10 protein-coding genes and 1 pseudogene are annotated in these 14,833 nt (G+C 43.8%); all 11 read right to left on the reverse strand.

Features of this window, described 5'->3' with window-relative positions:
* Positions 1 to 12 precede the first annotated feature (12 nt).
* Positions 13 to 339 carry an anti-sigma factor antagonist gene (locus V7K45_RS03750; protein ID WP_292731024.1) on the reverse strand — a complete coding sequence of 109 codons (327 nt, stop codon included), beginning with the start codon at positions 337 to 339 and terminating at the stop codon, positions 13 to 15.
* Between the two features lie 21 nt (positions 340 to 360).
* The gene (locus V7K45_RS03755; protein ID WP_335000715.1) at positions 361 to 876 is read right to left on the reverse strand and encodes a GAF domain-containing protein; all 516 of its coding nucleotides are present in this window, start codon (positions 874 to 876) and stop codon (positions 361 to 363) included.
* A 126-nt stretch (positions 877 to 1,002) separates the two neighbouring features.
* Positions 1,003 to 1,713 (reverse strand): annotated as a pseudogene (locus V7K45_RS03760) (DevA family ABC transporter ATP-binding protein); the annotation flags it as partial.
* Positions 1,714 to 1,745: 32 nt separating this feature from the next.
* Complete coding sequence (gene devC / locus V7K45_RS03765; protein WP_335000517.1) at positions 1,746 to 2,939, reverse strand: ABC transporter permease DevC; 1,194 nt, start codon at positions 2,937 to 2,939, stop codon at positions 1,746 to 1,748.
* Complete coding sequence (devC, locus tag V7K45_RS03770) at positions 2,929 to 4,089, reverse strand: ABC transporter permease DevC (protein ID WP_335000519.1); 1,161 nt, start codon at positions 4,087 to 4,089, stop codon at positions 2,929 to 2,931. The genes devC (V7K45_RS03765) and devC (V7K45_RS03770) overlap by 11 nt, the downstream gene beginning before the upstream one ends.
* Positions 4,090 to 4,164: 75 nt before the next feature.
* Positions 4,165 to 5,316 carry an efflux RND transporter periplasmic adaptor subunit gene (locus V7K45_RS03775; RefSeq protein WP_335000521.1) on the reverse strand — a complete coding sequence of 384 codons (1,152 nt, stop codon included), beginning with the start codon at positions 5,314 to 5,316 and terminating at the stop codon, positions 4,165 to 4,167.
* A 22-nt stretch (positions 5,317 to 5,338) separates the two neighbouring features.
* Positions 5,339 to 6,757 (reverse strand): lipase family protein, encoded by a 1,419-nt coding sequence (locus V7K45_RS03780; RefSeq protein ID WP_335000523.1) that lies wholly within the window; start codon positions 6,755 to 6,757, stop codon positions 5,339 to 5,341.
* A gap of 288 nt (positions 6,758 to 7,045) precedes the next feature.
* Positions 7,046 to 9,967, reverse strand: coding sequence for an AMP-binding protein (locus V7K45_RS03785; protein ID WP_335000525.1), 2,922 nt, complete (start codon positions 9,965 to 9,967; stop codon positions 7,046 to 7,048).
* Between the two features lie 64 nt (positions 9,968 to 10,031).
* Complete coding sequence (locus tag V7K45_RS03790) at positions 10,032 to 12,224, reverse strand: type I polyketide synthase (RefSeq protein WP_335000527.1); 2,193 nt, start codon at positions 12,222 to 12,224, stop codon at positions 10,032 to 10,034.
* The gene (locus V7K45_RS03795) at positions 12,221 to 13,324 is read right to left on the reverse strand and encodes a radical SAM protein (protein ID WP_335000529.1); all 1,104 of its coding nucleotides are present in this window, start codon (positions 13,322 to 13,324) and stop codon (positions 12,221 to 12,223) included. Before V7K45_RS03795 ends, V7K45_RS03790 begins: the two co-directional genes overlap by 4 nt.
* Before the next feature lie 292 nt (positions 13,325 to 13,616).
* Entirely contained in the window at positions 13,617 to 14,729 is a 1,113-nt protein-coding gene (locus V7K45_RS03800; RefSeq protein ID WP_335000531.1) for a radical SAM protein, read from the reverse strand.
* Positions 14,730 to 14,833 lie beyond the last annotated feature (104 nt).

Here is a 14,833-nt window from a genome sequence, read left to right on the forward strand (position 1 = left end):
ATGTATTTTGAATTAGAGCGAAGCGACATATTCATCGACTATAAGCACGCTTTGATCGAATCCAGTTTTTTTGAGTGTTTCTAATACCATTTCCTGGGGAGCAACTATGTAAATATCCGCAGCCGCATCTATTGTTTGTTTGGCAAAAATGAGTACCCGCAGACCCCCACTGGCCATGTATTCTAAGTCTTCCATCAACAACACGAGGTGTTTTGGATGTTCAGCTACTGCTTTCTCTACCTCTATCTTGAAAATCGGTGCAGTCATGGCATCCAATTCTCCAGACAAAGTGATTTTAGCGACATCATTGCTAATTTTTAGTGTGGCACTGAAAGCCATAATCTTTTCCTTATATTAATTCTACAACTGCAAATTCTGAATCACTCGCGATCGATATTGTTTCAGCACTGAAAGACTGCCTTCTAATATGACGCTTAGAGGTGTAGTTAGTTCGCAAAACTGACTTTCGTCATTAGCATCAAAGGAAGTATCTCCTAATTTATTGGTTAAAAGCACCACTGCAAACACTCGATTTGTGCTATTGAACATCGGTAAGCAAAGGATATTACGAGTATGATATCCAGTGACTCGATCGATTTCTCGATAGAACCGAGGATCGTTCTGAGCATCAGTTACATTCATACTTTCACCCTTTGTGGCAACATAACCAGTAATGCTACCATTCATCGGTAGGAAAATTTCTAATGCTTCTTCGTTTTCATTGGGGACAACCTTAGCCCAGAGCTGATTTTTTACCTCATCAACGACAAAGATCGTAGCTCGATCCGCAGCCATAATTTGGGCGATTTTCAAGGATAAAGCTCTAATCACTTCCTCAATATTTGCTTCTAGCATTTGCTCGCTGAGAAGATCCATTGCTTGCAAAACTTGTTCAAATTCTTGTTTGAGCTTTTGCAACAAACTTAAAAATTGAGGGATGGTTAATTCTTGGATCTTGCGGCTCAATTCCTCTTTATTTGCTTTAACTAATGAGGTCGTTGTACTCTCAATGTCTAGAATTGCTTGCTCTGTAGGCGAGGCTAAACGCCCATCTTCTAAATGAACGATGCGATCGGCAATATCTAAAATCCGGTTGTCATGGGTTACGAGCAAAATCGTACAATTTTGCTGCTTTGCCAGTTTTTGCATCAATTCCACCACATCTCGACCACTGGCTTTGTCTAGCGCTGCTGTTGGTTCATCTGCCAAAATCAGTTGGGGTCGGTTTACTAGTGCTCGTGCGATCGCCACTCGTTGTTTTTGTCCGCCCGATAACTGGTGCGGATAAGAATGAATTCGCTTTTGCAGTCCCACTTGCTCTAATATTGCTTGCGATCGCTCTTGCGCTTCTTCCATTGCGATCGCATCATTCAGCACCAAAGACATTTGGACATTTTGGTTTGCGGTTAGGGAACCTAACAAATTATGAGCTTGAAAAATGAACCCTATCTGCTTGCGGACATTTTCCAGCAACCGATTACTCACCCCGCTTAACTCGTGTCCTAGTACTTGAAGGCTACCTTCCTGAACAGAACGCAATCCCCCAATTAAAGTCAGCAGGGTTGTCTTCCCAGACCCGGAGGGGCCGGACATAATCACAATCTCTCCAGGATAAATCTTCAGAGAAATATCAAATAATATTTGTTTGCGTAATTGACCCTTTCCATAATAATGATTGATGTTTTTAATTTGAATAACTGGTTGGGTAGACATTAGTTTAAATCAACATCTATTCAAAGTTTTTATTAATAAATATCAGCCGGATCTATCTTTTGCAGCTTTCTGGTTGCTATCAGTCCGGAAATAACACACATTAAAATCGTTAAACATAGCACAAAGCTGATAACGTTAAAATTCATCTCTAATTGCAGCCCTGTAGCCGTAGTAATTAACTTATAAAAAATAAAGCTTAAGCAAAAACCCGGAAAAAAACCAAAAAATGAGAGAATAATAGATTGTAAAAAAACAATACTGACAAGATAAAAATTAGAATGACCAATGGCTTTCAAAGTGCCATATTGAGGTAGATTATCTGCAACATTACTATAGATAATATTGTAAACTACGACAATACCAACCACAAAACCGATGATTGTTCCTAGTCCAAAAATCGCCCCAATTCCAGATGATTGCATCCAATAATCTAGTTCTTTGGCAATAAAATGTTGTTTCGTGTAAACAACTATATCAGATGGTAAAGATTGATTCAAAAATTTTTCTAGGCGATCGCTATTTGTTCCTGGTGTCACTTTGATTAGACCAATATCAACGTCGTTGAGCGATGAACGAAACTTGGAATCAATGCCAGAAGGTCTAGTTGCAAAGATTCTCAGAAAATTAAGATCGCTGATAATTAAATTACCATCAGTTACAAAGTCAGCACCCAGTTCAAACGTGCCAATTATTTTGATGTTGACACCAGAAAGCTCAGTCGTCACACCCGGTTGCATAGAACCATAATCTTTGCGAGACCTGCTATCGGTCAATACAGTGTTGGGCATTTTGAGAACGGATTCAGCGGCTTGAATCTCAGGCAAAAGAAAAACAGGATCGTCTAAATTAAATCCCAGTACTCGGATAGATCTTTCCTCAGCAGTTCCATAACGTCTCCAACTACCGAGAGTGATATAAAGAGGATAAGCGGCGGCAACGCCCTCAAATTGTCTAGCTTGATATAATCGAGTTCGATTAAAGGTTTCGTCAATAACGGTAACATAGCGTCGCTGACTGAGCATGATTAAATCAGCATTTAATACCTGAATAAACGCAACGTTACTATTCAACATTGCATTCTGAAATCCGAGTTGGGAAAACATCAGAAAAACTGCAAAGGCGATCGCGGCTAATGCTGTGAAAAACTGCGATCGGCGCTGGATCAGGTTGCGCCAAGCAAGGGAAAACTTAAAAAGGACAACTCGAACCTTTTTCCTAGAAAACATCAGCGGGATCTGCAACTAATACTTTGCGAGCAACAATAAGTCCAGACGCACTACATGTCAGAATCGTCAAGCCAAATACTAATAACATCCGGCTAACAGTCATGGCGACTGGTAGTCTTGTGGCAATAAAAATGGCATGGTACATGCCCAAAGCAAGAAGACAACCAGGAATAAACCCCAGCGCCGCCAGCACAACCGCTTCTTGGACAACGACTGTCAACAAACGCAGATTAGTATATCCGATGGCTTTTAAAGTTGCGTATTCGTGCAAGCGTTCAGTGACATCAGAACTCAGGACTTGATAGACAATGACAGTCCCAACTAAAAAAGCCATGACAACGGCAACACCAATGATATAACCGAGCGAAGAAGATTTAACCCAAAATTCCTGCTCTCTGGCCATGGCTTCCTGGCGATCGAACACCTTAATCGTTGCCGGCATGATTTGGCGTAAGCGTTGTACGACTTCATCAACATTTACACCCGGCTCAACTTTCAGCAGGCCCAGACTCACATCATTTAGCGATCGCCCCGGATTGAGACGAATAAAATTTCCATCGCTAACAATCACAGTGCCATCAGCACGGATAGTGTTATTTAAGCTAAACAACCCCACAATCTCAACTTGTCGCCTGCTCAGTTCGGTTTTCAGACCTACTTCTCTCGGGCCAAATTCGGAGCGTGAAAAGCGATTCATTAGCAAGGTATCTTGGCGTTGCAGGTCTTGTAAATACGGATAAACTTCTGGCACGCGCAACACACGATCTCGATAATTAAACCCCAAAACCAAAAGCGCTCGTATTCGCGTCGTTTCTACATTGCGCCACGAGCCAAATGACAGGTATAGCGGTCTAGCAGCAGCAACGCCATTCATCCCTCCCGCCTGATACAAATAACGTCGGGGAAAGGGTGGAACATTGGTAGACTCTGGCGACTTGGATGAAATCAATACAATGTCAAAATCGAGGCTGTCATAGAGGAGCGTCGCTCCCTTCATCACTCCGCCAAAGAGTCCAAGTTGCATAAATATTAAGGAAACCGCAAAGCTAATGGCTGAAACTCCCACGCTTAAGCGAGCTTTACTCTGCATTAAGTTGCGCCATGCCAACGGAGGCCCTTTCCAGTGTTTGCGGTGCTGACGTTTAGTCACATTCCCTGACTCCTGATAATTTAGACATCTGCAAAAATTGTTAAAGTCTAAGTTCCCTATTCCCTATTTAGCGAATTAATTCAAATCAATCTCGGTATCTACTTGCAGATTACTTAGATCGGAGACAAGTTTGCTTCGATCTAAGCGGATTTTCACTTCTACCACTCGGACATCTGATTTTGCTGTCGGATCGTCCCCAATAATGTCGTTTTTGAACACTAGTTGACCAATTTTGGCGACAGTGCCAGTCATTTTTTCTTCAAAAACCGGACTGGTAATCGTTGCTCGCTGTCCGACCTTAATCAACTTAACGTCTGTTTCAAAAACCTCTGCCACTACATACATATTACGTGTGTTGCCCAGAGCCAGAAGCCCGCGATCGGAAATCACTTCTCCAGCCTGGGTGTAAATCTTCAGGACTTGGCCGTTTTTGGGCGCACGGATAATAGTTTGCTCTAACTGTGCCTGGGCCAGTTTTAAATTTTGGATGGCTGAAGTCAACCCACTATGGCTAGCGACTCGCTTTAAATTCATCTCTGAGCGTTTGAGGTTCTCTTGAGCTACTTTGATATCTTCTGTGCGGGTCGTGGTTAATTGATCTAACTTGGCTCTGGCTTGACTTAAATTCTCCTGGGTTTGTACAACCAGTAACTTCCTAATCTCATAATCTTCTTTAGGAACTGCACCTTCAGCATAAAGTTTTGCATAGCGATCGCGTATGATAATTGCTTGATTCAACTCTGCTTGCGATCGGCGAACAGCAGCCTCTTGAGAGCTAATTTCTTGCAAACGAGGAGTAGAAATCTGACCAATCTGTGCTTGTGCCTGACTAATCTCAATTTTATTGAGGGAGCTATCTGTTTGTATCTGTTTTTGCACCTCCTCTAACTGGCTAGCAACCAAATTTCGTTTAGCCAGCATTTCTGGGTGACTTTTGAGATAAGCCAAAACTTGTCCGGCTTTAACCCAATCACCCTCAGAAACTTTTAACTTATCAATCTGTGCCCCCACTGGAACTGCAACCTTAGTAATCTCCCCCTCTGGTTCCAACCGCCCCAATGCCAGGACTTTTGTTTTTTCAGGGGGCAACGATAACGAAGATGACGAGGCGTTGTTGGCGGGTGGCTGGCTAGATACTTTCAACAGGAAAACGTATCCAGCCCCGATACTTAAGGCAAGTAGACCAGCAAAGATACTAAGATTGCGAACAGTAACAGTAGGGGTCATAAGTAGTGAAAATTACCAGTTCTTATTCGTTCTTCAAGTTCAGCCCCGATCGCTGAATTTCGCTTTTAAGTTCGTCTAGAGATTGCTTGAGATTCCGAATTTCTTCAGATGTCTGTTCTTGAACTCCCCGTATTTGTTCTTCGGTGGTCATGACAATCCCAGCTTCTTGTTCTTGGAGCATTTCTTGTAAAAAGATGCTGAGAATTCCTCTAATGGGTTGCCACAATTGATGCCACCGTTTTTTATCTTCTTCTAGCAGTTGAATGTAGGTATCGAAGCTGTGAGGGAAAGGAACGCCTCCCATAAATTCTGCCGCTCCCCCAAAATTCAGAGAGACACCGTGATTTCCCAGTCCAATTACGTGATGAACTTCTCCCACATGTTCGTAATTGCCTAAGTAAAGTTCCCCCAATCTCAAGCCATTGCCAGCAACCATACTTAAAGGGAAAGGAAGGCTAAAAGGTACTAGAGTAAACAGATCCAGTTGATTTTCGATGCGGTAACTAAATCCTTCTCCTAATTGTTCGTTGTAGTAATTGGCAAAATGCCGATTGCCAACTTTCACAGATCCAAAGGTGTATACTTTGACTCGTAAAGCTGACTCTCCTAAAGAACTAAAACGGCGTTTTAAGAACAGAGCGCCGAGTTGAGCTAAACCACCGCCCAAACTATGGCCTCCCACGTAAACCTCAAGACGGCTGGTATTTTTAGGTATCTTAGATATAGAATTCAAGCTAGCGCCAGCCCTGCGACTATTCGATAACTCACTCATTTCTCTAGAGATGTCTTCAAAGTTCAACAGTTCATCGCGGGCAAAACTCCAGGCTCGATTCAGGTTGCCGATCGCATCATAAGAGAAGACTTCCGAAATTAGTTTTTTTAATCGGCGCTCAAAGGCCAGTCCGAATCGGATTCCTCCAGCCGCAGCAATGGCATGGGCAATAGCAATTTGTTTGCCAGAATTCAAGGTTTGAAATATCTCAAAATCTTGAGCATTTATTTGACCTAAGAGAACCTGAAAAAAGGCAGCAAGTTCATCTTTGACAGCTTCAAATCCTTCAAAAAATCCCCGTGCGACTTTGACTCGCGTATCTGGTAGAGAACCATAGTTAATTAATGACCAATTGAGATCGGTCAAAATATCCGTTAATTCAATTTGACCGCGATCTGTAACAATAGAGCCTCGAAAAATCACCGCAAATTGATTACTTCCTTCTCGTTTAAAAATGAAACCTCGGATATTAGTTTCATTATTGTGCAAGCTATGAACTAATTTCCAGCCCTCATTCTTATACAGAGAGTTATAGATATCTTGGACTTCGGCATCCTCAACAGAGCCTCCTCCAACTTGAAATATTTCATAACTTCGTTTGGAGAACTTAGCCATTAAAATCGCTTCATCAAAGCTAAAACCACTGCGAAGCTTTAAAGGTATACTCATAAGAAGTAGGTCGGTGTGAATATTTATTATTGGGATAAAGCAGAAGGCAGCAGGAAAAAGGGTTTAAGCCTATTTCATTTTTCTTTACATAGTTTGGTTTTTTGAAGTCGCTCTACTTATGTTTGACTTTTATCCTCTGAATATAGATGGTGACTTGATAGGATAATATCAGTTAGTGCTGTTTTATAACTATCAGTAATCAAAGCGAATATTTTAGTTATTATTTATTTTTATAAATATCCTGATAGTATTATCAAGCTAATACAAGCCTCCTAGAAAAGGGTAAATCTACAACACCTCCATCTTTTGAACCTGCACGCGATCGAGACAAGCTTTTAGCTTTTCGGCAAGTACCTCTACATGAGGTGGGAGAACTAAATTCAGATGGTTTCCCGGAATTTGATGAATCTCAACTCCGCCGATCGCTAGATCGCCCCAGCCAAGGGTTGCATCTTGGGGATTTTTTCCAGTTTGTTTGCTCGTCCGAAAGAGAGTAACTTTACCTGGATAAGGCTGTGGCTTGTATTTGAGAAGAGCTGAGTTGTTAGCTTGCATGACTTGAAATAGCCGTCGCGCAGCTGGTTGGAAAAGCTTACTCAGCCTGGACTGGTGGGCAACAACTTTAGCTATACTTCCTGGCTCAATCAAAAAATGCAATGGCTTCGAGGTCTTAGTTCCAATCTGTTGGGTGAGTTGTCGTTCTTCGACAGCAGTGAGAAAATGGTCTACTGTCTCATCAAGATAAGGGCTAAGATTGCGAAGCACGGAATTCAGTAAAAATTTAGCCATCTGGAAGAAATTCTGAGTGCGATTGTCGCAAAAGGCGGGAGTATCAATTAGTGCCAGTAAGGCAATGGACTGCCCTGCTTGCTGTAGCTGTTGGGCCATTTCAAATGCCACCAGCGCCCCAAAAGACCAACCTCCTAAACAATAGGGGCCTTCTGGCTGCACCTGTTGGATACCGTGGATGTACTCAGCAGCAATGTCTTCTATACAATCTTTTGATTTGCCTTCGCCAGTAATCCCGGCAGATTGTAGCCCATAAAAAGGTTGCTCTTGACCCAATAACTCTGCCAAGTCGGAATAAACGGAAGCGACACCCATCACCGGATGAATGCAGAAAAAGGGTAGCTTTTCGCCTTGCTGCTGAGAATTTACTCCTGTCAATTGTCTGAGAATTTGAGCAGCGAGATTTGCGATCGTCACACCTTCTAGAAACTTGACCACAGGAACATTGACTTCTAGATCGACTTCGATTTGATGTTTAATCTCAATTGCAGTCAAGGAATCAAGGCCTAGCTGATGCAAGGGTTGTTGGGGATGGAGTTTTGCCAAGTCAACTTTCAGTCCCCTGGCTAGTTTTGCTTGAATGTAAGACTCTAAATGCTGCTGTCTTTCTGGGGGAGCGATCGCTAACAGTTCTGCTGCTGTGAGTTTATATTCGCTATCTCCACCATCCCATTGGGGCAAGATGTCAGCAGCAATCATATCCAAACTACCTGTTTGAAATCCATTGCGGCAAGCAGTACGGGAAATCTTACCACTCGAAGTTTTGGGAATGCTGGCAGTCTTGAGCAGCAACACTGCATAAACTGATAACTCATGAACCTGTGACACCGCTTGCCGAATTGCCGCGATCGCTTCCTCGGCATTGAGCTTTCTTAAATAGGTGCGCTCGATTTCTTGAGCAACGACGATTCTTTCTTCCCCTTCTACCTCAATGGCAAACACTGCTCCACAACCGTGCCGGAGAGCTGAATGACTTTCCTGCACCGTCAGTTCAATGTCTTGAGGATAGTAATTGCGACCTCGAATCACAATTAAATCCTTGAGTCGCCCGGTAACAAATAATTCACCATTATGCAGAAATCCCAGGTCGCCCGTCCGCAGAAACGAACCCTCGCCATCGTCTAAACAGGCATAGAATGTTTCTTGCGTCTCTTGGGGTTTCTGCCAGTACCCTTGAGCAATACTCGCTCCTGTAACCCAAATTTCTCCAACTGTATCATCTGGGCATCTCTTGAAAGATTGCGGATTGATGATCGCAATTGTTTGACCTAACCCCGTCCTCCCCTGCCCAACAATCTTGATACTATGCTGCTGTTGCTCTCCACAGAACACAACTTGATTTTGTTCGAGAGCAGCACTTTCTACATTACACACCGTTGGGTAGCACTCTTTTATCCCCCCGGAAATCAACAATGTGCCTTCAGCCATCCCATAGCAAGGATAAAAAGCTTCAGGGCGAAAGCCGTAAGGCTCAAACTTGGTAACAAATCGCTCTAGGGTCTGGGCACGAACTGGTTCAGCACCATTGAAAGCAACTTTCCAACTGCTCAGGTCAAGACCCACTAATTGTTCTGGCTGAATCTTCTGTACGCACAAGTCATAGGCAAAATTCGGGCCGCCGCTAATCGTCGCTTGATAGCGGGAAATTGCTTCTAACCAACGGTAGGGCTTCTGCAAAAACGCAACAGGCGACATCAAAATTATTGAGGAACCGACGTAAAGGGGTTGGAGGATGCCGCCGATTAAGCCCATATCATGATAAGGGGGCAGCCAAGATACGCCTAATTCGTTGGGAGTGGTTTGGAAAAACTGATGAATCAGTTCTAAATTGTGCAGTAAGTTGCCATGACTGACCATAACCCCCTTGGGTGTCCCGGTTGAGCCAGAGGTGTATTGCAAAAATGCGATCGCGTTTGGATCGAGTACGGGTTCGCGCCATAACTCTGCTTGCTGATTAGTGATGGTGTCGGTAGTTAAAATCTGTTTTGTAGCCAGGTTTGGACGATCCGTAAACTGAGTAGCGATGGTAGTGAGCAGGGAGGTTGTAGTTAGGGCAACCCTAGCCTGGGCATCTGCCATAATTGCCATCAGCCTGGAGATGGACTGATTTTGTCGAGGCGGATAAGCAGGAACGGCGATCGTACCAGCGTATAAGCAGCCAAAGAAGGCGGTAATGAAATCAAGACCAGGCGGGTAGAGAAGCAGAACACGCTCATGCTTGGCAGTGACAGTTTGCAGTTGCACTGCGATCGCTCGTGCCGATAGATCGAGTTCTCGATATGTGAGACTAATTACTTCCTGTTCTCCATCCAGCACAAAACTATAGGCGAGGCGATCGGGCTGTTGTTCGGCGCGATAACGCGTCAGTTCTACTAAATTTTTGACTGACAAACTGGATGCTAACAATTCATTGAATGCCATATTCAGCCCTCTCCAAAACCCGATCTGCTTCTGTTTTTGTACTTGTCTCAATACCGAACTGAGGCTAAAGTGTTAACTCCTCTATTTCTTCAACAAAATTAGCAATCTGAATAGTTGGGATCAAATTTTTCAAAATTAATTGTTCGTTGCAAGCTTGAGCTAATTCCGCAATGCTAGGACTAGCAATGAACTGTTCGATTGGCAGTTCAATCTTTAAATTGGTGACAATGTGATTTCTCAGACTCACAGCCATTAGAGAATCTATGCCCATACTATTAAGTGGCTTTTGGACATCAACTTGAACAGCTTCACACTCTAAGGCTTGGATAATTTGTGCTTGAATGTAAGTGCTTAATAAATCGGTGCGTTGGCTATTTGCCGCTACTGACCATTGCTTTATAATATCAATCTGAGAGCCGTTGGATATAACCGCACTAGAGGCTTGGGCAATATTATGTTCTCCTAATCTATCTTGCCGTGAGGCTTCTGATTCCTGCCAGTAACGCTGTCGTTGCCACGGATAGGACGGCAAACGCACAAAAGAACCACCATTGGGATAAAGAGCGTTCCAATCAATGGAATCTTCTAGGGTATAGCGCTCTGCTAAGGAATTCAGCATTTGAGAGCATTCAGTACCAGAATTTTCCTCCACTCTACTGTTTTTGTGTTGCTCTATATAGCCGGAAAACATTGAGGGGCGGCTTTCTTGTGCAAGAAAAGCCATTAAATGCTCGGCAAGTTGTTTCTTAGAATCAACCACTATTGCTAAACGGTGGGAGTGATGGCTACGGCGCAAACTAGTTGTGTAGCAAATGTCTGCCAAGGAAATTCCGGCGCTAGAATCCTGGGTTAAAAACTGAATATAAGCTTTAGCAAAGGCTTTGAGAGCCTCTGGGCTACGAGCTGACATTAAAAATAGTTGTGGTTGGTTAGCGATCGCAGTATCAATTGGCAAGGATTCTACACCTTGCAGAATCACATGAACATTCGTGCCCCCCAGACCAAATCCATTCACACTGACGATCGGTGGTTGATTATCCTTATTTGTTAGTGGTTCCAAAGATTGTGCCACGCGCAACCGCAGTTCTTGCCAAGGAATTTTGGGATTGGGGGTTTGAAAATGCAGATTGGGTGGAATCTGACGATGGCTAACTGCTAGCGCTGCTTTAATGAGTCCGCCAATACCGGCAGCCGCTTCCATGTGTCCAATATTTGTTTTTACAGATCCGATGGCGCATTCATTGCCCAAAGAGCGATCGCTGCCGATGACAGCCCCGATCGCTTTAGCTTCAATCTCATCCCCCATCGGCGAACCGGAGCCTTGAGTTTCTACATACTGCACCTGCTGAGGGAGAATTCCTGCCCGCTGATAGGTTTTTTGCATGACTGCCTGCTGCGCCAAAGCTTCGGGGGCTGCAAAACTGCTGCCGCGACCATTCTGGCTGACAGCACTGCTGCGGATCGTTGCATAAATAGCATCACCGTCAGCGAGGGCATGGGACAGTGGCTTGAGGACAACAACCCCCACACCTTCAGCCCGGACAAAACCATCTGCTGCGGCATCAAAAGTTTTGCAACGACCATCCGCAGACAGTAAAAATGCCTTACTCATGGCGATGCTGACTTCTGGTTTGAAGATGACATTGACCCCACCTGCTAGGGCAAGGCTACATTCTCCATTCCAGAGACTAGAGCAAGCAAAGTGAACGGCGACTAATGACGAGGCACAGCCAGCGTCAATCGGCAGACTGGGGCCTGTGAAGTCAAAGCAGTAGGAAATGCGATTTGGTACCAAGTTGAGGTTTGAGCTAACTATGGTATGGGCATTAATTGCATCGCGATTGCGCTCCTCCATTTGAATGTAACTGTAATCCCGGTTAAGTACCCCAATAAAAACCCCGGTATCGCTGCCAGCTAGATGTTCCAGCACAAGTCCAGCATCCTCTAGCGCCTCCCACGTTGTTTCTAACAAGAGTCGTTGTTGGGGGTCAATTCGAGCCGCTTCCGCACCAGAAATCCCAAAGAATTTGGCATCAAACTGGTCTATTTGGTCAAGAAACCCACCCCAACGGCTGTAGATTTTACCTGGTTCTACGGGATCGGGATGATAAAATTTGTTAACGTTCCAGCGATCGCTAGGTATTTCTGTAATTGCATCCCTGCCATTTTGCAACAGGTTCCAGAAGCTAGCTGGGCTTTGGACACCTCCAGGAAAGCGACAACCAATACCAACGATCGCGATCGGTTCTTGATTCATATCCCACTCACTCGCCGATGAATTTCAGGCAAAAGCTGAACGCCAGATTCAAAATCTATAGCTCTAGCACCCAAGTAAAACACGTACATTGTCGTCAGCCAGTTGGTAAATTCTTGCTTAGAACCTAAGTGCCGCTCCATATTCAGCATAATCCAGCCCATCTGCGACCAAGTTTGGTAACAGGTTGAGCAATCGGGATGTTCGCTGGTGCAGCATGTCCTGGTTGATTTGCCATCAGGATTGTAAGCACGAAAGTGAAGATTATAGGGTTTACCATTTTTGAATCGGGCTGCATTCTCTGGGCGATTTTCACTGATGCAAGGACAGACATCATAGCCCCAGGTTTGGTCATACATTTGCCCTGTAGTAAATACTTGATTCATGTACGAGGTCATCAAGATGCGATCGGGATAGCGGGCAATCATCCGGTCGATTTCATGACGCACATCTGCAAACCCTTGTTGATTATCATAAACACCTCCTAACCCTGCCTTATCCCCGTAAAAGTTAAACATTACGCAATTACCGTTTTCGACACATTGTTCAACAACCCGTTCAATTTCATGGGCGTTACCAGCGGTCGTTGTGTAGTACCAAAAGGCTCGACGATCGTCTTTGTAATTTTTGAGAGCCTTGCTGAAAACATCTAACTTGCCTTTTCCCCGCAGCTTTTTATCGGTTTCGCTATCTCCCCAAAGGGAAACACTAATAGCTGTATTTTCAAATCCCTCATAAGGAATTTTGATCATCCCGTTTGTGACAACAATCATCCAAAAATTTTGCGCCAGCTTTCGCAATCGATCCAGCATTAGGGTAGGCTCACCCCCAACTGCCGTAATGTAGTTAGTGCCTCTAGCTTTTTCTTGTGCAATTAAAGCCTCAAATTCAGCATCATCTTTGGGTGCTGCATTTTGATCTAGGTCATCGGTGAAAAAACAACAACCCTCACACCGCAGATTACATAGATGAGTTAAGTCTACAGAGATTCCTTTAATAGCGCCCGCGTTTCTAATCTGTGCGAACAGGTGATACAGAAAGGGGTCTTCTAAATACTCCATTAAGGGATCTTGTACCTCGGTTTCTATTACTTGAGTGGCCATAGCAATTTATTTCCTTTGCGAAAAACCGAGCAATATAGAGGGACTTCCAATTAAAAAAATAATCAATCGCTGTATAGGCAGGGGAGAAAAAGAAAACTATACATCTTAATGGATTGGTTAATTTATTCTCTGGAAGTCCCAGAAACGAATAGATCCTGAATGACTAGCAATTTACTTTACTCAGTGCTAAGTCCTGAGTGAGGAAAAAGTACTCAGTACTGATGTACACGGGTATTAGCTTTGACCCTTGGGGCAGTTTTTTACTCAGCACGCGCTAAACCTTAGCTTTTCGCTAACAAAATTCAGCACTCTTGATTCGTCGATGAATTTCTGGCAAAAGTTGCACGCCAGATTCAAAGTCAACCATGCGGCACATCAGGTAAAACAGGTATGTCGTAGTCAGCCAGTTAGTAAATTCTTGTTTGGAGGCGAGGTGTCGTTCTAGATTGATCATGATCCAACCAACCTGCGCCCAAGTTTGGTAACAGGTTGAGCAATCTTGATTATCACCTGTGCAACAACGCCGAGTTGATTTCAGATCGGGATTGTAAGCGCGATAATGGGGGTTATAACGTTTACCATTTTTAATCCGGTTTTGATTAATTTCATGATCTACAGTGAGACTGGTGCAAACCTCATAACCCCAAGTTTCATCGTAAAGTTGCTGTGTGGTAAACACGTTGCTCATGTACGATGTCATTAAAATTTTGTCAGGGTAGCGGGCGATCGCTTTGTCAATTTCACCTCGTACATCTGCAAACCCCAGATTGTGATCGTAAACTCCTCCTAAGTCAATGCGATCGCTGTAAAAGTTAAACAAGACACGATTACCATTGGCTACGCACTGCTCGACAACGCTAGCGATTTCATGGGCGTTACCGGGTGTGGTAGTGTAATGCCAAATAGCACGCGGATCGTCTTTGTAATTTTTTAAAGCTTTGCTGAAAACATCGAGTTTACCACCCCCTCGGAGTGTCTTGTCAGTTTCACGATCGCCCCAAAGAGAAATAGCGATCGGCATTGTTTCAAACCCCTCATAAGGAATTTTGATCAGGGCGTTGGTAACAACCATTAACCGAAAATTCTGGTAAAGCTTCTGCAATCGCTCTAGCATCAGGCTGGGTTCTCCGCCAACCACTGTAATAAAATTTGTTCCTCTGCTCTTTTCGTGGGCAATAAATGTATCAAATTCGGCTTCATCTTTGGGTGCTTTGAATTGATCCAATTCATCTAAAAAGAAATAGCATCCCTGACACCGAAGATTGCACGCATGGGTTAAATCAACTGATATCCCTCTAATTTGTTCAGCTTTTCTGATTTGTTTAAAAAGGTGATTTAAAAACGGATCTTCCAAGTATTCCATTAATGAATCTTGGACATCAGACTCGACAACTTGAGTAACCATTTCCACCTACTTTGATAAAAAGAATTGAGGACTTTGTAAAGAGCAAAAAATCGTCCGTCCATGCTTCAATCCCACGTTTTTAAGCGTGGGTTCCTCCTGCCTCC

The sequence above is a fragment of the Nostoc sp. genome (genome assembly GCF_036917375.1).
GTDB lineage: Bacteria > Cyanobacteriota > Cyanobacteriia > Cyanobacteriales > Nostocaceae > Nostoc.

Bases quoted from the DNA above. Each gene is read 5' to 3' on its own strand.
- devC (WP_335000517.1), bottom strand. From the start codon at position 2,939: ATGTTTTCTAGGAAAAAGGTTCGAGTTGTCCTTTTTAAGTTTTCCCTT.
- V7K45_RS03750 (WP_292731024.1), bottom strand. From the start codon at position 339: ATGGCTTTCAGTGCCACACTAAAAATTAGCAATGATGTCGCTAAAATC.
- V7K45_RS03785 (WP_335000525.1), bottom strand. From the start codon at position 9,967: ATGGCATTCAATGAATTGTTAGCATCCAGTTTGTCAGTCAAAAATTTA.
- V7K45_RS03795 (WP_335000529.1), bottom strand. From the start codon at position 13,324: ATGGCCACTCAAGTAATAGAAACCGAGGTACAAGATCCCTTAATGGAG.
- V7K45_RS03775 (WP_335000521.1), bottom strand. From the start codon at position 5,316: ATGACCCCTACTGTTACTGTTCGCAATCTTAGTATCTTTGCTGGTCTA.
- V7K45_RS03790 (WP_335000527.1), bottom strand. From the start codon at position 12,224: ATGAATCAAGAACCGATCGCGATCGTTGGTATTGGTTGTCGCTTTCCT.
- V7K45_RS03800 (WP_335000531.1), bottom strand. From the start codon at position 14,729: ATGGTTACTCAAGTTGTCGAGTCTGATGTCCAAGATTCATTAATGGAA.
- V7K45_RS03780 (WP_335000523.1), bottom strand. From the start codon at position 6,757: ATGAGTATACCTTTAAAGCTTCGCAGTGGTTTTAGCTTTGATGAAGCG.
- V7K45_RS03755 (WP_335000715.1), bottom strand. From the start codon at position 876: ATGGATCTTCTCAGCGAGCAAATGCTAGAAGCAAATATTGAGGAAGTG.